The following is a 19,442-nucleotide window of genomic DNA, read 5'->3' as shown; positions in this document are numbered from 1 at the left end:
GTTCAGGCGTCGGGTGAAACGACCTTATCACAGTCCGGGCATTCGGCGTACGCAGACGCATCACCATCCTCAGTCTCGTATTCGATGAGGAGGCATCGTTTCGGGATCGATGCTTCACAGTCGGGGCATCGGCCAAGTGTCGAGTTGTCGGATGGCATTATCGGACTATCTATTGCGTATTCATCTCGTATCGATTCAGGAAATGTATTCGATTGCACGTGTTGCTACTTCGGCCGTGCGATCGCTGACGAGGGATGTCATATACAACTCAACGTCTGCAGCATCGTTGAGGGTCGCGAGCGACCATGGAAGAACATGACTTCGTTCCCCGAGGGGATCGCCCTCGTAGTCGTTATCTCGGAGCGTGAGCGAGTCCTCGTGGTAGGTTTTCGTGGAAACCAGGACCGTGATGAGTTGGATACCGTGGACCGGAAATCGAGGGCTCCCAAGTATGAGCATCGGCCGCCCCTTCTCTGAGAGTGGGTCGGACCCCCAGATGATATCGCCACGTTTCAGTTCGTCAAATGCAGTCACTGCACATCCTCCATCTCGCTGGTACGCAACGCCTCGAGATCCTCCCCGCCGTACTGTTCGGTTGCATTCTCGTGGTACTGGTGAAGTTGGTAGGCGGCTTGAAGCCGCTCGTCGTCGTCGGTGATCGCCCAGTACGGACGCTTATGCCGCACGAGTCCGCGCTCTTTCAGTCGTGAGAGGATTGCACTGACGGCGTCCGTCTCCATCCCGAGTCGCTTGGCGATCGTCGCAGCCTTCCACGCACGGTCGTCGTGTGCATCGAGGAAAAGCACGATTCGCTCGGTATCCGTCCGCTCTTCGAATTCGTCGCTATCGGCGTTCTCGAATTCCTCGATATCGATAGTACCGCTCGACATAGATGGGTGTTGGTGTAGTTAGAAGATAGTTGTTTGGACTGTTTGTTGCTTGGATTGGGGCGCTAAGCGCCTTTCCCTCCCATTCGATTTCATTGTCCTGATTGGGTCCTTGGTGCCGGAAATGCTCTCTATGGCGGTCGCATCCTGAAACGTCCCTGTGATGGGCGATCTCTCATAGGATGCGGAAAAAGACAGCTCGGGAGTCAGTTTGTCTATCACTCAGAGTATTCTCCGCCCGCGCACTATCCGGGCCGTGCCCGGGACCATCTGCGAAAACCAGACACGACCCATATGTGCGGTCCCGGTATCGAGATGTGAGCCATCGACAGACCGAGACAGGAATGAGAACGTGGTAGCTACCAAAAATACTACCGCCGCGTCGCCACTTGATACAGGTAACAGAGGCGCCAAGTGGTCAGGGGGCGAGACGCTTCTCGCCGGGCACCTTACTTTCCTCGGTCGACTGGTCGGCGGTGGGGCGAGTGGTGAGTGTGTGGTCGCACTCGGGACAATTGATGTCGGTAGTTTCGCCATGTTTGCAAACCACCCAATCGCCGTCGATACGGCTTGCATGACCGCAAGTCGGACAGTAAAGCGTCGTCTTTGGAGTTGGAGAACGTCCGAGAGATTTGGGAGAGGGCACCGTGCCTCTATATACAGTGTTCAGGGGGATAACCCCGCGGTTTCGAGGATTTGAGGCATCTGGGTTCTGATGCCATTCACGTGCGGTGATTCGGCATGACTGGAACAGTCACAGGCGGGATAGAACTCAACTACCGATCACTCCGCAGGCCGACTGACTCTAGTTAAATTTCGTCTGGGAGACGGAAGAGTAGGACACTCTGAAGTGCGGCTCTACTGTTTCAGTCATTGGTTAGTTCAAGGGAGTAAATACTCTGTCTGGCATCCATGATTGAGATACGTGCCGTGACGACGCCGATTTCTTCGAGTTGGGTAAGCGCATAGCGAACGGTTCGTGGTGGGAGACGTGTCGATTCAGCGAGATCCAACTGGGTACTTTCGCCCTCGTATTCCAGCGTTTTTGCGACGAGTTTTGCACTTGGTGGGAGTTCCTGGATATCAGTAGAGGCCTCCTGCGTTGTGAGAGACGGCTGGTCAGTCATTACCGGTAAGAGGGATCGGAACTACCTTAAAAACCCTCGAGTGTCAATACACTAGACAGTCGATTGGTTGTCGGCAATCACACCGATAGCAGCTCGGAAGCCCACGTCTTTTGCCGTGGAAGAAAGCCCGTACGCTCCGTGAAACAACTCATCGACGAAGGTGACCATAATTTCGATACAGAACCCGGACTCAGGGCCACAACGAAAACTATCGTCATCCACGTCAATGACCGGAAGGTGATCAGGTCTGCGACGTCTAGTTCGGAAGGTACCAACCAACGGTTGAAGTTACTCCCCGTTTTATACCGCTCGTGCCTGGTAGCTACGTATATGAGCGCGACAATGAAGTCAATTCAGGTCGAGAACGTGGTGGCCTCGTCTGATATTGGGCAGGAACTCGATCTCGAAACGCTCGCTACGGACTTCCCAACGGCCGATTTTAACCCCGATAATTTCCCTGGACTCGTCTATCGAACCCAAGAGCCCAAAGCCGCGACGCTCATCTTTCGCTCAGGGAAAGTTGTCTGTACGGGTGCGAACAGCGTAGACGATGTGACAGCAGCTCTTGAGCACGTCTTTGATGAACTCCGTGACTTGAGTATTGAGGTAGCCGATACACCAGAGATCGAAATCCAGAACATCGTTTCTAGCGGGGATCTTGAACACGTACTCAATCTAAATGCGATCGCGATCGGATTAGGACTCGAGAACGTCGAATACGAACCCGAACAGTTTCCGGGACTCGTCTATCGGCTCGATGACCCGAACGTCGTCGTACTTCTCTTTGGGAGTGGCAAATTCGTTGTGACTGGCGGGAAACACCTTGAGGACGCTGAAGATGCTCTCAATGTAGTTGAGGAGGAACTGAGTGAGCTCGGACTGCTTAAGTGAGTTGACACCCGAATAAAGCTACGAGAGAGTGAGCTGCGTGACGTAGTTGGCTGTTGTGTAAGGGTATAATAAATGAATACGCTTACGGAACTATGCGTGAATCGTTGTGTGTATGCGTTTCAGAACACTGCTCGACCAACCGATTGACACGTGGGAGGGCGGCTACGGCGTCGTCCAGATCGTCACGCCCGAAGAGACGGACCACACCCAGCTCCGCTTCTGTTATAACAAGGACGGTGAGTTCGTTAATCGGCCGCTCACGATTGCGCCGACGCCGGAGGTCGCCGAGCAAACCGGCGAGGTCGTCGACACGATGTCGAGTCTCGCTCGTACGTTCTCGCCCGACGAAATCGAGGCCCTCGTCGAGGAGCTGGGCGAAGAGAAAATCCTCGAACTCTCCGTCCTTATAGAGGAACTCGGGAAGAGCAGGCTCAAAGAAATCCTCGACGAGAAAACCGACTGAGAGGCGCGTCTTAGATCTCGGTAATCCGGTGATAGCTGTCGTCCAGTGCTTGTGCGTCTTCGGTCAGCAGTGCAACAACGAGGAAGTCGCTGTAGCCGGCGAAGTAGTCGACGAGGCGGCTGATGCGGTCCGAATCAATTGCTTCCAGGGAATCGAGCAGCATGAACGGGACGGTTTCGTACACTTCGTGGGCGAGATAGCCCGCGAGGGCGAAAATCAACCCCGTCACTTCGCGCTCGCTCTCGGAGAGATTCGTTATCGAATCCTCGTAGGTCGTCCCCGATTCGGTTTGGCGGATGATGTGCAACTCGAAGACGCTCTTGGTCACCTTTCGCCGGCCCTCGCGAACTTCCTGTTCCGTTCGTTCGAGCCAGATTCGGGCGATGTTCTGGTAGTCGAGCGTCTCCAACACCGTGTCCATGTGCTCGTTGAACCCCTCGATGGCTTGCTGTTCGATGCGCTCGATCTTCGTCCGTAGCTCCTCGATTTCGTCGTTAATGTCCTCGCGGCGACTTTCGAGGTCACTTTCTTCGTCGAGCCGTTCTTCGATGGACGAGATGTTGTCTTCGACGCGTTCGAGGTCGCTCTCGAGCGACCCGAGGTCGTACTCAAGCTGGTTGGCCTCTTTGTGCAATTCGAGTAGTTCCTCGTTGGATTCGTCTTCCAACTCATCGACCTCTTCTTCGACGGTCTTAATCTCCTCGCGGAGGTCGTCACGGCGCTCGGCGAGGGTTTCAATTCGGTCTTCCGTGTCTTCGATTTCGGATTCGAGTTCTCGCTGGCGACGCTCGAGGCGTTCGCGCGTTCGCTGTTGGTCTTGGCGTTCACGGCGTTGTTCTTTCAGGTCATCGAGTTCCGCGTCGAGGTCGTTGATGTCGCTGACAGTGTCTTTGCTGAGGTCTTGGAGTTTTTCGACGGTGGTTTCGATTTGGTCGGCCTCGACATCGCTGCCGCAGGTCCAACAGGTGACGGTGTCGTCGGGGAGCAGTTCGTCAGTTACCTCTTCGCTTTCGGCGCTGGTTTGAAGCGCGTCGAATGTGCCGTTGCCGGCGTCTTCGAGCAGGTCTTGGTTGAATCCGATGACGCTCTGGAGTTCGTTGACTTCGGATTCGAGCGATTGTTTTTCGGCGCGGAGTTGGTCGATTTTGGATTCGATTTCGTCGAGGTCGCCGGCGGGCGTCTCGGGGAGGTTCTCGTAGTCGTCTTCGACTTCCTGTTTCTCCGTCTGAAGCGATTCGAGGCTGTCTTCTTCGGTTTCAAGTTCGTATCGGGCGTTTTCGAGGTCCGAGCGTTTCGAGCGGAGGTCTTCGAGCGTGTTTTCGAGTTCGGCTTTGTCGTCGCGGCTCTGTTCGACGTCGGCGTCTCGTTGTTCGATGTCGGCTTCGAGGTCTTCGAGTTCAGCTTGTTTTTCCTCGATTTGGTTTTGCAATTGGGTCCGTTCTTCTTCGAGCGACGGCAGTCGATTTTTGAGCGAGTCGAGTTCGTCGAGTTCGTCGGAGAGTTGCCGTCGTTCGTCGAGGAGTTGGTCGATTTCCGATTGGATTTCGTCGGTGTCGACCGGTCGCATGATGATGTCACGGAGGTTTGCGTCAGTGACGACGGCCCGCCGGGTCTCGTTAGATTCTAAGAGAAACGCGAACAGGTCTGCGACGGTTGGGTCTTCGAGGTACGGGTCACCACTGGTTTGAATCGTGCCGTTTCGGCGCTGGAGCGTCCGCGTGTAGGTTTCTCCGCCGATGTCGAGTTCGACGTGTGCTTCGTCGGCGTCAGCCTTGATAGAGGCGTTGTCGCTGCCGAGGGCTGCCATAATCGATTGTAGCAGCGAGGTTCTGTTGGTGGCATTTCGGCCTGAGAGTATAGTGATACCCGATTCGACTGTGAGTTCCGTTTCGTCGATTCCACCGATATTACTAACGGAAAGCACTCCTTTCGATTCGGCTTGTTCTGTATTCATATGCAAATTTACAAGTACGATGCGTATATTAACTCTTTGCAATTGTGACAAACGCTAATATCCATAACTACGTGGTTGAAATCTATCCTGAGAACCCACAGCTGCAATCAAGGATTTCGGGAACGCCATATTAGGTAATATCGTTCTCAAAGATCTTTGACTTCGGCAATTGTTCGAAAAGTGCCGAGGATCCACTCTCCGCTGTTGCGGAGTTGTCCGAGTTTGCCTTCTGTGACTGAGACCATTCGGCCGAGGAGTTTCTGGACGTTGCTGTTTCGCGTTCGATTGGGATGATTTCGGCTGATGTGTATTCAGTATTGCGGTGGTCTTGAGGGTCGTGTTTAGTTAAGGATGAAGAGTGCGGCATGGTGATTTTGTGCTGGTTTATGGCAGAAATCACACGCCTCAGCGGTCATATCGACTGGATTAAGTTAGATTTTGTGGAGCGAGAGCGGACATCGAGTGAGCTGATGAAGCTCGATGTTCGGCTCCATCTCTCTGGACTATCATTTTGAATACCATTCGAGAACTTGAGAAGTTCGGTGTCAAACGGTCACGGAAAGCCGTCATGATTGGGTGCAGAAGGCCGATCTACAGCCGGCCGACGATGCCAGCCCGAATCACGTTGCGCTCGACGAAACCGTGATCCAAATCAATGGGCAGCAGTTTTGGCTGTACGCGGCTGTCGATCCAGATACGAACAAATTCCTGCATATACGGCTGTTTATGACCACTACGACCGTATTAAGACAGCAGTTTCTGCGAGAGCTTCAGGAGAAACACGACGTCTCCGACGTCCTCAGAACGCGTTGCGTTCTGATAGGCTGCACAAGAGTTCTGCTCTTGTGAACGCCGTGTTTCTCATCGATTACGCTCATCATCTAGCGACAGCACTCCGCCGAGCAGGGCTCCGGTTTCAGACGGTTCGCCATGGAAACCGGAATACTGTTGAACATATATTTAGAGAAGTAAAACGACGTACTTCTTCGTTTAGTAATAGTTTTGGCCACGTGCAGCTGACGACAGCAGAAACATGGCTGCAAGCCTTCTCCATCTGTTGGAATTCGCTTAACTAAACACGATGGCGGACACATCACACAGGTTTAACCGTATCAGGGAAGGTGGGGGAGCACTTCGTCTGCGATAGTTTCGATGCTGCGCCTAGCATCCGCGGGGTCCATGCCCGGGAACTGAACCCGCAGGGTAATCTCTTCGACACCGAGATCGTGGTATCTTTTTATTTGTTCAAGGACGGTTTCAGGCGACCCGATGAGGAAGCGGCTCTCGGCGGCGTCACGGAAGTCGTCCTCGATGTCGACCCCATCTAGCCCCCAACCAGCGTAGCTCTCGAACTTCGACTGGAGGTAAGGCCTGACGGTCTCGAACGCCTCGTCCTCATCCGGGAGCACGTAGCCCTCGCGCATCACCGGCGGCGTGAACGTCTCGTCCTCGCGGCCGTGCTCCGCGACGGCGTTTCGATACACCGCGAACTGGCGGGCTAGTTCCTCGCGGCTCGCTAAGTTTCCGAAGTACCAAGAGTCACCGATGCGGGCGGCCCGCTCGCCGGCTGCATCGACGTATCCCGCGACGAGGAGTGGTGGGTGAGGGTTTTGGACAGGCTTTGGGTTGATGGTGACGTCCTCAAACTGAAACATGCGTCCGTCGTAGTCTACGTGGTCCTCCGTCCAGACCCGGCGCATAACCTCGATGCCTTCCTCCAGTCGCCCGACGCGGGTCGATTTGTCGACGCCGAAGACGTCGAACTCTGCGTCCCGGTATCCCAGCCCACACGCGAGTACCAGTCGACCGTCGCTTATCACATCGATAGAGGCGGCGAGTTCTGCTGCGTGGACGGGGTTGTGTAGCGGTAACAGCATCGAACCGGCACCGAGCCTGACGTTGCTCGTCACTTCAGCAGCGGCGGCCAATGCAATAGGTGCCTGGATGTACTGGTCCTCGGGAGTCACGTGATGCTCCCCAAACCACAGCGAGTCAAAGCCGCTTTCGTCTACCAATATAGCCACATCTCTGATAACCTGCCAGACTTCCGCCTGTGATTCTGCGGCGTCGTACTGGGTTAAATCGTAGATCCCCAAATCCATACCCTGCCAGTACTTGGCGAACTTATTAGGTCTTTCCCCGGGCTAACTACTGGTGTCTGCTCCAATACTAACTAAGTACTCCATCGCAGGCGATGTGGAGTTCAACTGAGCTGTCAGATACTATATAAAGGGGTGGATGGCAGTTTTAACCGTTTGTGTGTGTGGATATACCACAAGGCTAAGTAGAGGTGGAACACAATGGAACGATATGGTCGGAAATTCAGAAACCCCCCAGCCAGAGCGTACTCTCCGGTCTGGATGGCAGGGCAGGTACTACGAAGATTTCGAGATCGGAGACATCTACAAACATCCGTACGGACGGACGGTTACTGAAACCGACGATGTCTGGGTGACAAACATTACGATGAACCTCAATCCAATGCATTTCAACGAGGCTTACGCAGCGGAGACAGAGTTCGGAGAGCGCCTCGTCAACGGGTTGTTCGTCATCTCACTTGCCGTGGGGATGAGCGTTATTGATGTCTCGATGAATGCGACAGCGAACCTAGGGTACGACAACGTTCGTCACCATGCGCCAGTATTCCACGGGGATACGCTCTTCGTGGAGAGCGAGGTCATAGACAAACGAGAGAGCGACTCCCGTGACCACGTGGGAATCGTAACGACTGAACTTCGCGCCTATAACCAAGAGGACACGAAGGTTCTCTCGTTGAATCGGACCGGCATGTTGTTGAAGCGGGTGCACGCACAGCCGTCGGCCGAGTGTCCACCCGGGTGGCCCGAGGGCATTGGAACGACCGAGGAGGAACTAGCTCAAGATGACTAGCTGGTCGAATATGGACCGTGTCGGCGGAGACGTACCCGAGCTATCGGCGGCAGCAGCAGCTGAGGCTATCTCTGATGACGCGACGATGACCGTCAGCGGGTTTGGAAGCGTCGGGTACCCGAAAGCAGTGCCCCTAGCGCTGGCGAACAGCGGAAGGGACCTGTCACTCACTGTCATCAGTGGAGGGAGCGTTGGCGAAGAGATCGATACAGCACTGGTTGAATCTGGAGCCATCGCTCGTCGTTTTCCGTACCAATCGACTAGCATCGCGCGCGATGCGGTCAACACAGGGAATATCGCACTCCATGACCGGCACATCGGTAGTCTGGCGGACGAAATCGTGTTTGAGGAACTCGCCAGCCCAGACGTAGCTGTGGTCGAAGCCGTTGCTGTCGGAGAAGACTGGCTTATCCCGACTACATCGGTTGGACACACCCCTGCATACGTCGAACAGGCCGACAACCTGGTCGTTGAGGTGAACGCCGTACAACCACGTAATCTCGCGCGATTCCACGACATCTACCGGCCCGCGATGCCACCGCAGCGCGAGCCAATACCTCTCATGGGCCCCGGAGAGCGCATCGGCGACCCGAAGATACGGTTCGACCCCGAGAAGCTCGTCGGTGTCGTGCGAACTGACCACCGAGACTCACCGTACTCGTTCAGAACGCCGACGGATGAGGACCAAGCGATTGCGGCCAACTTCCGGTCGTTTCTCACTGACGAACTGGAGCGCAATCCGGTGTTTGCGGAGACGGTCCGGTTGCAGTTCGGGGTTGGGAGCCTTGGGAACGCCCTCATGAGTGAACTCGCCGCCGACAACTTCGGCGACCGGTCAGTCTCGTACTACGGAGAGGTCATCCAAGACGGATTGCTCGACCTCCTCGCGGACGGTGACCTGACGGTCGCAAGCGCAACCACACTCGCCCTCTCGGCGGAGGGTCAGGACCGATTGTTCGAGAATATCGACACCTTCGCCGAGAACGTCGTTCTCAGGCCTGCTGATGTCTCGAACGCGGCGGAGACTATCAAACGCATGGGCGTGTTCGCGGTCAATAGCGCCCTTGAGGTCGACCTCTATGGACATGTCAACTCGACACACGTCGATGGGAGCCACCTCATCAACGGCATCGGTGGAAGTAACGACTACAACCGCCACGCCGCTGTCTCTGTCGTCGCGCTCCCGTCGACAGCCAGTGACGGGGCAATCTCGCGCGTGGTGCCGATGGCACCCCACGTCGACCACACTGAACACGACGTTTCGGCGGTTATCACCGAGCAAGGTATCGCCGATCTCCGCGGGCTTTCTCCGCGTGAGCGAGCGGTTGAGCTCATCGAGAACTGCGCACACCCAGACTACCGTGCCGAACTCTCCCGGTACTACGAACAGTCCCGGAAGCAGGGCGGTCACATGCCACACGACCTTTCGGCGGCGTTCGACTGGACGACAGGGGACTCCTGAGTAATGTGCTGTTGCTGGCCGTTAGGTAGCAGTGATGTCTCTCACTCCCCTTCTGAGTGCTGAGGGGAGGCCGCACAACTGTTAAACGGTAGAGTCCCGTTTAAGACCCGATTCGCGGTCTCGGATCACTCGACAATTTTGCTCAGGAGGCCGCCAGGGTCTGTTTTCGCTCGAGGCTGGCCGTCAATGAGGTCCTCGAGGGCATCCGCAAGCGCGTCTGGCGTCCAGCCACCCTTCATGGTGTTTGTCCGGTCGAACTCGGGATCGGTGACCGTGTAGATGGTATCGCCGCCCATTGCGAATGTCCAGCCAGTGATGTCTTCGGCTCCATCGGACATCAAGACCGCTGGCAGCGGCGCGACCTTCTCTGGGCCGAGTGAGTCCTTCGGGAACTTCTCCAGTATCTCCTCGGGGACGTTCGCGTCCAGCATTCGGGTGAATGCGGCGGGCATCATAGCGTTCACTCGCACGTCGTAGCGGTGGAGGTCACGTGCGCCCGTCCGGGTCAATCCGAGGACTCCCGCCTTCGCTGCGGAGTAATTGATCTGTGAGGCGCTCCCCCGTGCAGATGCTGAGGAAACCGCGAGGAACGATCGCTGGCTGTCGATATTGTCAGCCTTATACTGCTCGCGCCAGTGGGCTCCGAGGTGCTTGAGGAGGAGGAAGTGTCCTGTCAGATGAACATCAAGCACCGCCTTCCAGTTCTCCAAAGGCATGTTGAACGACATGTCGTCCCGGAGGAAGCCAGCGTAATTGACCGCGCCATCGATGCGGCCGTACTCATCGTACACCTCTTCGACCATCCCGGAGACGTACTTCTCGTCGGTGACGTCGCCGAAACTCACCATCGCTTCACCGCCTCGCTCACGGACCTCCTCGGCCGCCTCTTCTACTGGCCCGATATCGGAGGCTTTCCCGTGTGGCTTGGCCCCAAGGTCACAGACCACGACAGTTGCGCCGAGATCGGCCAATTGCATCGCGGTTGCGCGTCCAAGACCGCTCGCTGCACCGGTGACGATGATGACTTTGTCTTCTATCATGACTGGTACTCCACGTTATCCTCTACGACGGCCCAGATGTCCCGAGCCATTGGCTGTTCTATCTCCTCGTTCAGGTGCCCGACGAGGCCCGCCGAGCGGGCTACGAGGGCGATACCACGTCCAACGATTGGGTCAAGGCCGAGTTCCGAAATACCGACCCCGATAGCACCGGTCGCGTTGATGAGGAGTTCAGTTCCGTACACTTCTTCGGTTGCGGCTTGAACCGCTCGCATGAACGCGAGATAATCACCGTCGAACCCTTCTTTTTCAAGCAGTTCGAACAGGGCATCGGTCCGAGGGTCAGTGGGTTCGTGCAGCGGATGCCCGAAACCGGGCAGGCGTTCGCGCTTCTCAACCATCTCTAGTGCGACAGCAGTCGCATCTTCACCGTTCGCCGTCCGTTTGACGCCCTCTTGGACCATCTCCGCCGCATTCTCCATCGACCCAAGGAAGGTACTACCGGCACCCAGCAGCCCGCTCGCGACGGCGCCTTGTACCGCCTCGGGCGCGGAGTCATAGGTCAACCGCGCTGCGATGACGCTCGGGGTCACACCATGTTCGACGACGGTAATGAGTAGCGTATCGAAGATCCGAAGCTCCGATTCCGTCGGCATCTCCCCAGTCAAGTGGAGGTAAAAGAATTCGCCGAAACTCGTCTCGCCCATCATTTCGCGAGTGAGGTCTCGGCCTCTTACCGTGATGTTTTGCTCATCAGCTGTTGCGATATTCGTCGGTAACGACGGTGATGACATTTCTACGGGTAAAGATAACACAGCGACTTCTTATAGCTATTGTCCCCGGAACGTCAAGTCACAGTCGCCATCTCGATCGCCCTGTTGTAAGCATCATCACTGGTCGTGCTCACGTTTACGGAGAGTGTTCCGTTCTATTTTCCCAGTGATGGTCTTCGGCAACTCGGCTATGAAAGATATCTCGCGAGGGTACTGGAATTTTGCGAGTTCGTCCTTGACGTGTGTCTGTATCTCCCGTCTGAGGTCGTCACTCTCTTCGGTATCGTCGACGAGTTGGATGAACGCCTTCGGGACGTTCGTTCGTTCCTCGTCGGGGATACCGATGACCGCAGCCTCGAAGACGGCCGGGTGGGCGTTCAACGACGACTCGACTTCAGCCGGGCTGATGCGGTAGCCCGAGCTGATGATTACGTCGTCGTCCCGACCCCAGAACCAGAAGAACCCATCTTCGTCGACGATGGCGACATCGCCGGTCCGGTGCCAGCGGCCCTCGGTGACCGCAGCGGTCGCTTCCGGGTCGTCGAAGTACTCGCAGAACAGGCAGGGGTTCGAGTTACGATTGATAGCCATCTCGCCGACCTCGCCGGGCGGCAGTTCGTTCCCTGCCTCGTCGAGAATAGTCGCCTCAAACCCGGGGAGAGGTCGGCCGAGCGCGCCGAGCTCCCGGTCGCGGTCAGCACCAAGAGGGGGGTAGCCGACGCCGTAACACTCGGTCTGTCCCCACCCAACTGTGGCGAAGACATCGAAAGTTTCCTCGGTCCATTCGAGGAGGTCAGGTGTCACCCGCTCGCCGCCGGCTGCCACCAGCCGCAGGTTGAGGTCGTAGTCAGCTATTTCGGCATTCGGGACATCCATCATCGCACGTAACGCGGTCGGGGCGGTGACGAACAACGTCACACCGTAGGCCTCGAGTAACTGGAGCGCTTTCCGCGCCTCGAATTTGCCACGATACTTCAGCATCGGCATGCCGAGTGTCCACGCCTCGACGAGGTTGGCGAACCCGCCGGCCCACGCCAAGTCACCACTGTGCCAGAGGACGTCCTCGGGCGTGTAATCTCGCATGTACTGGCCGACGTACCGCTGGCCGATCGAGTACTGGTGTGGCTGAAGGACGCCCTTCGGGTCGCCGGTCGTTCCCGATGTGTAGAACAGGATCGCGGGGTCTGTCGGATCGGTGGCGACCGGTTCGAAGGTCCGCGCTTGGGCCGAGAGCGCCGCATCGAAGTCTGTCGTGGTGGTGTGGCTCTCAGGATCGTTGCTCCGGACTAAGATCACGTTCTCCGGAACATCGGTGGCCTGTCTCAGTTTCTCCAGCCCGCCGGTGTCCGTGACGATTTCTACCGGTTCGGCTGCCTCAAGACGCGGTGAGAGGCCATCAGGACCGAACAAATGGTACAGTGGCATGCAGATGGCACCGAGTTTTAGGGTTCCCAGCATCGCCACGATCGCTTCGGGGAGTGTCGGGACGAACACCGCGACGACATCACCGCGGTCGACGCCACGCGCTCGCAACGCGTTGGCGAACTGGTTCGACCGTCGGGCGAGGCCGGCGAACGTGTACGACTCGACGGCTCCTTCGCTGTCCTCCCAGTGGAGCGCGACCTTTGAGCGGGCGTCGGCCCAGCGATCACAGACGTCGACAGCGAGGTTGTGCGTCTCCGGAACGTCCCACTCGAACTCTCCGTAAATCTCCTCGTAAGCGCCTTCTTCGAGGACGCGGAGGTCGTAATCGGTCACAGACCGACCTCCCTAGCGATGGTCTCCTGCTGAATCTCGGACGTACCTTCCGGAATGCGCATCAAGCGTGCGTAGCGGAAGATGCGTTGGATAGGGTAGTCGTGAGTCAGGCCGTTCGCGCCGAACACTTGGACTGCGTTGTCCCCAGCCGAGAACAACTTCTCGGTGCCATAGTACTTCGCCATCGAGGCCTGTTTGGCGGGATCCTCTCCTTGGTCGATGAGCCAAGCCGTCCGGAGGACGAGACTCTCGAGTGTTTCCTTCCAAGTGGCAATATTCGCCACCATCCGGCGGACGTGCTGGCGCTTTCCAATTGGCTTCCCCCAGCTCTCACGCTGGTTCGCGTACTCGACAACCAAGTCCTGCAGGAACGACATGAGCCCGACACATCGGGCTGCGATACGGATCCGACCCATGTTCAGAAACCGCATCGCTAGGTAGAACCCTTCGTCTGGTTCGCCGATGAGGTGCGAGTCGGGCACGCGACAGTCGTTGAACGAAATCTCGGCCTGCATCCCGTCATTCAGGATGGTCTCGTTCATCCGTTCGACCGAGAACCCTGGATTGTCTGTGTCGAAGAGGAACGCGGAGATACCGCGTGCACCCTCGGCATCGGAGTCGGTCTCGGCGAAGATCTGTCCGTAATCAGCGTAAGGGCTGTTGGTAATCCACATCTTGTTGCCGTTGATGACCCATTCGTTACCGTCGCGTTCGGCGGTAGTTTCCATATCGGTGGCGTCAGACCCGGAGGAACTTTCAGTCAGCGCAAAACAACCGCTCTGCTTGCCCTCGACTGTCGGTATGAGGTACTCCTCTTGGAGGGATTCATTGAGTTCGAGAAGGTTGCGATGAGGACCAGGGGCCCCCTCGATAACGTGCATGTTGAGACCTAGGCCAGTCGAGTAGAGCCGCATGATGAGCTGGACCAGTTCGACGGTGCTCACGTCGCTCCCGCCGACAGACTCCGGCATGGTGACGCCGTAGAATCCGGCCTCTCCCGAGCGACGGCGGACTGTCTCGACAAGATCGACGGCCTCGTCTTTCAGCCGGCCGTCGGGATCGAGGCGGTTGTAGTCGGGAGTGAGCAGGTCACGGTGGTCCTCAAGGAGTGGTGCGATCTCGGCTTCGTGGAAGTCATCGAGACTCTGTAGCATCAGGCTAATCTCGTTACTGGGGGTAAAATCGACCATGTCTCACCGAAACCCCGAAACCCCTATAAACGTTGTGTAGGATCGCTGATACCCCTCGCGACTTGGCATGACCGGCGGTGCAGCGGTACTGTCCTCGGCAGGATGTTGAGGCGGTTACTTGAGGGTGTGTACCGCACCGGCTTGGGCAAGTGATGAGACCTCCGCGTTAGAACGCCCGACCTCTCGGAGGAGCGCGTGGGTGTGTTCGCCATGACTGGGTATCGACCCGTCGACCTGCAATCCACTCCGCATCTTCGCGGGGAATCCCAGCCGTGTGGGCCAGTCCTCGAACTCGACAAGGAGGTCTCGCGCTTCGGTATGGTCGTGTGTCAGCGTCTCCGAGAGGGTGTACACGCCCATCGTTGCGACGTCCACGTCACTCAGCCGCCTCTCCCACTCGTCCCGGGTCGCCGCCGAGAATACCTCTTCGAGTTCGGCACGGAGTTCTGCGCGGATTGCAGGGTCGTCACTGAGGTGGGCATCAACGAGGTCCTCGCGGTCGACGGCCGCACAGAACTCCAGCCAGAAGGGAGGTTCGAGCGCAGCGATGGCGACATACCGGCTATCGGCCGTCTCGTACACGTCGTAGCAGGGGTACTTACCGCCGAGGCGGGACTCACCGGGTCGGGGTTCCTCCCCACGAAGTGTGTCGCCGACGTGGTACTGTGCGAAGGCCGTAATCACGTCCGCCATCGCGACGTCTACGTATTCGCCGGCACCGTCGCCGAACGTCCGGTCGAGAAGTGCCCCGAGGATGCTAAATGCGGCGAACAGCCCGCTCGCCATATCGACAACCGGAAACCCCGGAGGGTGGGGAGTACTGTCGGTATCGGCTCTGTCAAGGTCGAGAAAGCCCGACAGCGCGGCGTAGTTGAGATCATGTCCTGGGCGATTGGCTAGTGGACTGTCTTGGCCGAACCCCGAGAGCGAGCAGTAGACAAGGTCTTCGTTATACTCGGTGAGCGTGTCGTAGTCAACACCGAGTCGGTCGACAACGCCGGGCCTGAATCCCTCGATGACCACATCCGCCGTCTCCACGAGGTCGTAGAACGCCTGTCGACCCTCGTCCGACTTGAGATCGATGGCGACACTCCGCTTCCCACGGTTCACCGCTTCGAATACCGTCCCAACGCCCGTCTTCGACTGTGGGTCTATCTCGCGTGCGTAGTCGCCACGGTCTGTATCCTCAACCTTCACGACGTCTGCCCCGAGGTCGGCAATTAACTGGGTTGCGAACGGACCGGGCAGCAGACGCGTCAGGTCAAGGACACGGAGTGTGCTGAGATTCACAGTGTAACGCCGGGAGCCAACTACCTAAACCTTGTGTGGGCTTCCGTTACAGCCATTGATCGGACAACGGTGTCGATACCAACTTGATGGTGCCCGTGGACATTCGGTCACACGAACTGCCGTGGCTGTCACTCGGCCGGTAGGTCGGTTGTCACTGACCCGGTGATGACTGCATCGCCGTTTTGATTGGTGGCAACGAGATCGGCCGTGATGGTCGCACCGTCGTCTGTCTCTGTAACATCGGTTACTTCGCCGGTGATGGTGATCGTATCGCCCGGCCAGACCCGAGCCTGAAACCGAACGCTGAAGTTCGAGATACGGTCAATACCGAACCAGTTGGTCACCATGCGGGCAACGTAGCCCGCGGTCAGCATCCCTTGTCCGAAGACGCTGTCATTACCATTTGCCTTCGCGTACGGTTCGTCGTAGTGCAAAGGGTTGAAGTCGCCGCTCGCCCCGGCATACTTCACGAAGTCTTTTCGTTCGAGATTCTCAATGACGAGTTCCGGGCCGGCATCTCCGACGGCGAGGTCAGCTGCAGTTGGGGACCGCTGGCTGGCGTCGCTCATTCGTCTTCCTCCTTACTGTCGCCGCCGGTTTCAATGCGCGTGAGGCGCTCCGTCAACACCAGTTGGTCGTCTTGGTCACGATACTCCGTCTCATAGACGCAGAAGGTCATCGTCCCGCCGCGGCTCCCTTCGGACTGGTAGACATCGACCAAGGTAGTCGTCCCGGAGAGGATGTCGCCGAACACGGGCGGACGTTCGTATTCGTATTCCTGCTCGCCGTGGAGGATGTTCTCCTTGCGGAGACCAAGGTCGAACCCGAGGTTGGCACCGATATCGTCAGGGCGGTACCGCGGAAAGTACGCGATTCGGGTGAACGTCAGGGGGGCTGGGATGCTGTCGTACCCTGCCTCCTGTGCCGCCTCCTCGTCCCGGAAGACGGAGCTGTCGTCGCGGAACGCGCGCGCGAATTCTTCGACCTTACCGGCCTCTATCTCGAGCTTCTCAACTGTCTGTACGCTCTGACCGACCTGTGCTTTGAGTTCAGAGAGTGGTTTCGTGGGCATTGTTTGTCTCTGGCGCTGCCGAGGCGACAGTCTGTATCGCCGCAGTCGTTGCTCTGAAGTCGCGGTGGGCTAATAAATGTGGTCCCACGAGTCACACCGACCGCAGTGTCTTAACCAGCGTCTGAACATCTTCGACGGCCCGGAGGTCGTCCAACAGGTCATAAGCGCGATCAGCGTCAATGCCGTCGGGCGCGTGTGCCGCCACCGCGTCGAACTTCGCCCGGAGTTCGGCGTCCGAAAGCGGATTCTCCGGCGTTCCCGGTGGCCGGTCCTGCGTGTGCGAGTATCGATCGCTGGCTGTCGTCTCAATGCTAACCATTGTCTGGTACGGGTTGTACGCGAGCTCGGGGTCGACTTCAAAGTCGACGCGCTCGCGGACGGCTTGGACGGCAGGGTTGTTGATGGCGTCGTCTTCAAACGCCGCGAGGCCGACCCGGTCACGGGCGACGGCCGACGCGATGACGTACTGCATCGAGAACTTTGCCTCCAGTCCCGTCGACGGGTCCGAGTAGTGGAGCGCGTCCGCAGCGCCCCGCGAGGCAGTGACGATAATCTGCTCGATATCAGCGGGTTTGATGTCGTGGGTCGCAACGAGGTGCTGGGTCGCAGCGATTCCGGGGTGAGTGAAGTAACAGCACGGGTACTTCTTGACCTGCAAGCCGTACTCGACGAGCGCCCAAGGGTCGCCAAGGGTCGCTGGATCTACGTCGGATGGACCGTCGTTATCACTGTAGAGATCACAGAAACCACGATCGGTTCCCAGCGCACCATCGGCGCCCGTGAATCCCTCGGCGGCGAGTAGTGCGGCCGTGACGCCCGACCGCGCCGCCAGCCCCGAATGCAGTGGTTTGGTCATGGTCCCGAAGTTGTATTTCAACCCCGCGGGCATCGACGCGGCGACATTAAGAGCGTGTCGCGTTGCGGTCTCGTCAAGGTTGAGGAGGGACACGGCGGCGGCTGCGGAACCAATCGTCCCGAAAGTGGCGGTGGCGTGCCAGCCCCGCTCGTAGTGGCCTGGCAGGAGGGCCTCAGCGAGGTAACACTGGGTCTCGAATCCGACGGCAAACGCAGTGATTGCGTCCATACCGCTTGCCCCCTCACGCTCGGCGACGGCGAGGATGGGGGCGACGAGAGTGACGCTCGGGTGCCAGACACCCCAAGTGACATCGTCGTAGTCGAGGGCGTGGCCAGCTGTCCCGTTGACGAGTGCTGCGTCTGCCACGGACGTGGCGTCCGTCGTTCCGAGGACACTGGCCGGACCGCCACACTTACTGGCGAACACAGCGCGGGTCGTCCGACCAGCAGGGTCGACGATACCGGGGAGTGTCACGCCGACGGTGTCGACGAACGCACGTTCTGCTATCCGTCGTGCCTCGTCCGGAATATCGGGCCCGGTAGCCCCGGCGACGAAGCCGGCGAGGGAGGCATCGATTGTGTGTGTCATTTTGTTGTTCAGTACGAACGGGGGAGACCAAGTACCTTCTCACTGACGTAATTCAGGACGAGTTGCTGTGTGATAGGGACCAGCCGAGTCAGTCGCGCCTCGCGGAAGTACCGCTCAACGTCGTACTCGCGTGCGATACCGAACCCTCCATGGGTCTGAACGGCGGCGTCCGCTGCCTCGAAAGCGGCGTCCGAAGCGAGGTACTTCGACATGTTCGCGAGCGCCCCGAGGTCGGTGGCGTCTTCGCCCTGTTCGGCGGCGTTGTAGGTCATCTGCTTTGCACTCTGGAGGCGGGCGTACACGTCGGCTAGCGGATGCTGAACCGCTTGGTTCTTGCCGATGGGACGGTCAAACACCTCGCGTTCGTTGGCGTATTGGACGCCGCGGTCGATGGCGAGGCGACCGAGCCCCAGACACTCCGCGGCAATGACGAGTCGTTCCTCGTTCAGCCCATCGAGCACTTGGTAGAACCCGTCACCCTTCTCGCCGAGTATGTTCTCGCCCGGGATACGGAGGTCGTCGAAGTAGACCGAGTATGAGTGAACGAAATCGCTCGCTGTCTTGTCTATCTGGTCGTATTCGAGGCCGCCTTGTTCGACGGCATCCGCGACATTCACGAGGAACATCGAAATGCCCTGAGTCTTTTTTTCGACCTCCTCTTTCGGCGTCGTGCGTGCAACAACGATGGCGTAATCGCTCACGTCGAGCCGTGAGGTCCAGATCTTCTGGCCAGAGATGACCCACTCGCCGCCCTCGCGTTCGGCCCGCGTCTCGATAGATGTCGAGTCCGATCCAGAGTTGGGCTCCGTGAGGCAGAACGCTTGGATTGACGTGTCTCCGGCCGCGATGTCCGGGAGGAGACGCTCTTTCTGCTCCTCACTTCCATACTTGACCAGTGGTACGCTGTTGTAGATGCCACCGTGAATGGCCTGTGCCGCGCTGAATCCGCCGCCGCTAGCGGCAATCTCCTCCATCATAACGACAGTCTCGGTCGTGGCCATCCCGGCACCGCCGTACTCCTCGGGAATAAGTGCCCCCATCCAGCCCTGTTCTGAGAGGGTGTCAACGAATTCAGTGGGATACTCGCCCGCCGCCGACCGCTCGCGCCAATACTCATGATCGAAGTTGTCGCAGATGTCCTGAATACTGTTCCGGACCAGTTTCTGGTTCTCGCTCAGCTGAACGAACTCGTCAGTGACTACGCTCATCCTTGTTATCGACGGATGCACGCGGCAAATAGATTC

Annotated in this window: 20 protein-coding genes and 1 pseudogene; 5 read left to right on the top strand and 16 right to left on the bottom strand. The window is 58.0% G+C overall.

The genetic code is table 11. The features are described from left to right. Nucleotides 1-2 precede the first annotated feature (2 nt). The 5 genes from NMP98_RS19620 to NMP98_RS15400 form a co-directional block, all read right to left on the bottom strand. Nucleotides 3-158 (bottom strand): DUF7837 family putative zinc-binding protein, encoded by a 156-nt coding sequence (locus NMP98_RS19620; protein WP_438269620.1) that lies wholly within the window; start codon nt 156-158, stop codon nt 3-5. 37 nt (nt 159-195) lie between these two features. Further along, the gene (locus NMP98_RS15410) at nt 196-534 is read right to left on the bottom strand and encodes a hypothetical protein (protein WP_254858751.1); all 339 of its coding nucleotides are present in this window, start codon (nt 532-534) and stop codon (nt 196-198) included. Then, a complete protein-coding gene (locus NMP98_RS15405; RefSeq protein WP_254858750.1) occupies nt 531-890 on the bottom strand; it encodes a MarR family transcriptional regulator in 360 nt (119 codons plus the stop codon). The genes NMP98_RS15410 and NMP98_RS15405 overlap by 4 nt, the downstream gene beginning before the upstream one ends. Nucleotides 891-1,305: 415 nt before the next feature. Next, entirely contained in the window at nt 1,306-1,533 is a 228-nt protein-coding gene (locus tag NMP98_RS19665) for a DUF8106 domain-containing protein (protein WP_497007554.1), read from the bottom strand. 220 nt (nt 1,534-1,753) lie between these two features. Then, nucleotides 1,754-2,014: a winged helix-turn-helix transcriptional regulator gene (locus NMP98_RS15400; protein WP_254858749.1), complete on the bottom strand. Its 261-nt coding sequence runs from the start codon at nt 2,012-2,014 to the stop codon at nt 1,754-1,756. Nucleotides 2,015-2,344: 330 nt separating this feature from the next. Between NMP98_RS15400 and NMP98_RS15395 the strand changes: the two genes are divergently transcribed. Beyond that, on the top strand, nt 2,345-2,905 hold the full coding sequence (locus NMP98_RS15395; RefSeq protein WP_254861334.1) for a TATA-box-binding protein: 561 nt from the start codon (nt 2,345-2,347) through the stop codon (nt 2,903-2,905). Nucleotides 2,906-3,017: 112 nt separating this feature from the next. Beyond that, nucleotides 3,018-3,368 (top strand): DUF8109 family protein, encoded by a 351-nt coding sequence (locus NMP98_RS15390; protein ID WP_254858748.1) that lies wholly within the window; start codon nt 3,018-3,020, stop codon nt 3,366-3,368. 10 nt (nt 3,369-3,378) lie between these two features. Here NMP98_RS15390 and NMP98_RS15385 read toward each other — a convergent pair whose 3' ends face one another. After that, nucleotides 3,379-5,322, bottom strand: a complete 1,944-nt coding sequence (locus NMP98_RS15385; RefSeq protein ID WP_254858747.1) for an archaea-specific SMC-related protein — start codon at nt 5,320-5,322, stop codon at nt 3,379-3,381. Nucleotides 5,323-5,708: 386 nt separating this feature from the next. Between NMP98_RS15385 and NMP98_RS15380 the strand changes: the two are divergent. Further along, a pseudogene (locus NMP98_RS15380) lies at nt 5,709-6,398 on the top strand (IS6 family transposase). 36 nt (nt 6,399-6,434) lie between these two features. Here the strand turns inward: NMP98_RS15380 and NMP98_RS15375 are convergent. Then, nucleotides 6,435-7,424: an LLM class flavin-dependent oxidoreductase gene (locus tag NMP98_RS15375; RefSeq protein ID WP_254858746.1), complete on the bottom strand. Its 990-nt coding sequence runs from the start codon at nt 7,422-7,424 to the stop codon at nt 6,435-6,437. Between the two features lie 208 nt (nt 7,425-7,632). On the opposite strand from NMP98_RS15375, the gene NMP98_RS15370 reads away from it, so the two are divergent. Next, entirely contained in the window at nt 7,633-8,211 is a 579-nt protein-coding gene (locus NMP98_RS15370; RefSeq protein ID WP_254858745.1) for a MaoC family dehydratase, read from the top strand. Continuing rightward, a complete protein-coding gene (scpC, locus tag NMP98_RS15365) occupies nt 8,204-9,673 on the top strand; it encodes a succinyl-CoA:acetate CoA-transferase ScpC (protein WP_367997243.1) in 1,470 nt (489 codons plus the stop codon). The genes NMP98_RS15370 and scpC overlap by 8 nt, the downstream gene beginning before the upstream one ends. Before the next feature lie 125 nt (nt 9,674-9,798). On the opposite strand, the gene NMP98_RS15360 is transcribed toward scpC, so the two are convergent. The 9 genes from NMP98_RS15360 to NMP98_RS15320 all read right to left on the bottom strand — a co-directional run bounded on the left by NMP98_RS15360 (nt 9,799) and on the right by NMP98_RS15320 (nt 19,406). After that, nucleotides 9,799-10,713 (bottom strand): SDR family NAD(P)-dependent oxidoreductase, encoded by a 915-nt coding sequence (locus NMP98_RS15360; protein ID WP_254858744.1) that lies wholly within the window; start codon nt 10,711-10,713, stop codon nt 9,799-9,801. After that, nucleotides 10,710-11,465: a citryl-CoA lyase gene (locus NMP98_RS15355; protein WP_254858743.1), complete on the bottom strand. Its 756-nt coding sequence runs from the start codon at nt 11,463-11,465 to the stop codon at nt 10,710-10,712. Before NMP98_RS15355 ends, NMP98_RS15360 begins: the two co-directional genes overlap by 4 nt. Nucleotides 11,466-11,561: 96 nt before the next feature. Next, nucleotides 11,562-13,202 (bottom strand): acetate--CoA ligase, encoded by a 1,641-nt coding sequence (locus NMP98_RS15350; protein ID WP_254858742.1) that lies wholly within the window; start codon nt 13,200-13,202, stop codon nt 11,562-11,564. Further along, entirely contained in the window at nt 13,199-14,392 is a 1,194-nt protein-coding gene (locus tag NMP98_RS15345) for an acyl-CoA dehydrogenase family protein (RefSeq protein WP_254858741.1), read from the bottom strand. Before NMP98_RS15345 ends, NMP98_RS15350 begins: the two co-directional genes overlap by 4 nt. A gap of 114 nt (nt 14,393-14,506) precedes the next feature. After that, complete coding sequence (locus NMP98_RS15340; RefSeq protein ID WP_254858740.1) at nt 14,507-15,682, bottom strand: CaiB/BaiF CoA transferase family protein; 1,176 nt, start codon at nt 15,680-15,682, stop codon at nt 14,507-14,509. 128 nt (nt 15,683-15,810) lie between these two features. Next, nucleotides 15,811-16,251: a MaoC/PaaZ C-terminal domain-containing protein gene (locus NMP98_RS15335; protein WP_254858739.1), complete on the bottom strand. Its 441-nt coding sequence runs from the start codon at nt 16,249-16,251 to the stop codon at nt 15,811-15,813. Continuing rightward, the gene (locus NMP98_RS15330) at nt 16,248-16,754 is read right to left on the bottom strand and encodes an FAS1-like dehydratase domain-containing protein (protein WP_254858738.1); all 507 of its coding nucleotides are present in this window, start codon (nt 16,752-16,754) and stop codon (nt 16,248-16,250) included. Before NMP98_RS15330 ends, NMP98_RS15335 begins: the two co-directional genes overlap by 4 nt. A gap of 91 nt (nt 16,755-16,845) precedes the next feature. After that, nucleotides 16,846-18,198, bottom strand: a complete 1,353-nt coding sequence (locus NMP98_RS15325) for an MmgE/PrpD family protein (protein WP_254858737.1) — start codon at nt 18,196-18,198, stop codon at nt 16,846-16,848. An 8-nt stretch (nt 18,199-18,206) separates the two neighbouring features. Further along, nucleotides 18,207-19,406: an acyl-CoA dehydrogenase family protein gene (locus tag NMP98_RS15320; RefSeq protein ID WP_254858736.1), complete on the bottom strand. Its 1,200-nt coding sequence runs from the start codon at nt 19,404-19,406 to the stop codon at nt 18,207-18,209. Nucleotides 19,407-19,442 lie beyond the last annotated feature (36 nt).

Origin of the sequence: Natronomonas gomsonensis (assembly GCF_024300825.1) — an archaeon.
Lineage (GTDB): Archaea > Halobacteriota > Halobacteria > Halobacteriales > Haloarculaceae > Natronomonas > Natronomonas gomsonensis.
This window is presented reverse-complemented; position numbering and strand designations above follow the sequence as displayed.

Bases quoted from the DNA above. Each gene is read 5' to 3' on its own strand.
- NMP98_RS15320 (WP_254858736.1), bottom strand. From the start codon at position 19,406: ATGAGCGTAGTCACTGACGAGTTCGTTCAGCTGAGCGAGAACCAGAAA.
- NMP98_RS15395 (WP_254861334.1), top strand. From the start codon at position 2,345: ATGAGCGCGACAATGAAGTCAATTCAGGTCGAGAACGTGGTGGCCTCG.
- NMP98_RS15330 (WP_254858738.1), bottom strand. From the start codon at position 16,754: ATGCCCACGAAACCACTCTCTGAACTCAAAGCACAGGTCGGTCAGAGC.
- NMP98_RS15385 (WP_254858747.1), bottom strand. From the start codon at position 5,322: ATGAATACAGAACAAGCCGAATCGAAAGGAGTGCTTTCCGTTAGTAAT.
- NMP98_RS15400 (WP_254858749.1), bottom strand. From the start codon at position 2,014: ATGACTGACCAGCCGTCTCTCACAACGCAGGAGGCCTCTACTGATATC.
- NMP98_RS15390 (WP_254858748.1), top strand. From the start codon at position 3,018: ATGCGTTTCAGAACACTGCTCGACCAACCGATTGACACGTGGGAGGGC.
- NMP98_RS15325 (WP_254858737.1), bottom strand. From the start codon at position 18,198: ATGACACACACAATCGATGCCTCCCTCGCCGGCTTCGTCGCCGGGGCT.
- NMP98_RS19620 (WP_438269620.1), bottom strand. From the start codon at position 158: ATGCCATCCGACAACTCGACACTTGGCCGATGCCCCGACTGTGAAGCA.
- NMP98_RS15375 (WP_254858746.1), bottom strand. From the start codon at position 7,424: ATGGATTTGGGGATCTACGATTTAACCCAGTACGACGCCGCAGAATCA.
- scpC (WP_367997243.1), top strand. From the start codon at position 8,204: ATGACTAGCTGGTCGAATATGGACCGTGTCGGCGGAGACGTACCCGAG.
- NMP98_RS15335 (WP_254858739.1), bottom strand. From the start codon at position 16,251: ATGAGCGACGCCAGCCAGCGGTCCCCAACTGCAGCTGACCTCGCCGTC.
- NMP98_RS15370 (WP_254858745.1), top strand. From the start codon at position 7,633: ATGGTCGGAAATTCAGAAACCCCCCAGCCAGAGCGTACTCTCCGGTCT.
- NMP98_RS15360 (WP_254858744.1), bottom strand. From the start codon at position 10,713: ATGATAGAAGACAAAGTCATCATCGTCACCGGTGCAGCGAGCGGTCTT.
- NMP98_RS15355 (WP_254858743.1), bottom strand. From the start codon at position 11,465: ATGTCATCACCGTCGTTACCGACGAATATCGCAACAGCTGATGAGCAA.
- NMP98_RS15345 (WP_254858741.1), bottom strand. From the start codon at position 14,392: ATGGTCGATTTTACCCCCAGTAACGAGATTAGCCTGATGCTACAGAGT.
- NMP98_RS15405 (WP_254858750.1), bottom strand. From the start codon at position 890: ATGTCGAGCGGTACTATCGATATCGAGGAATTCGAGAACGCCGATAGC.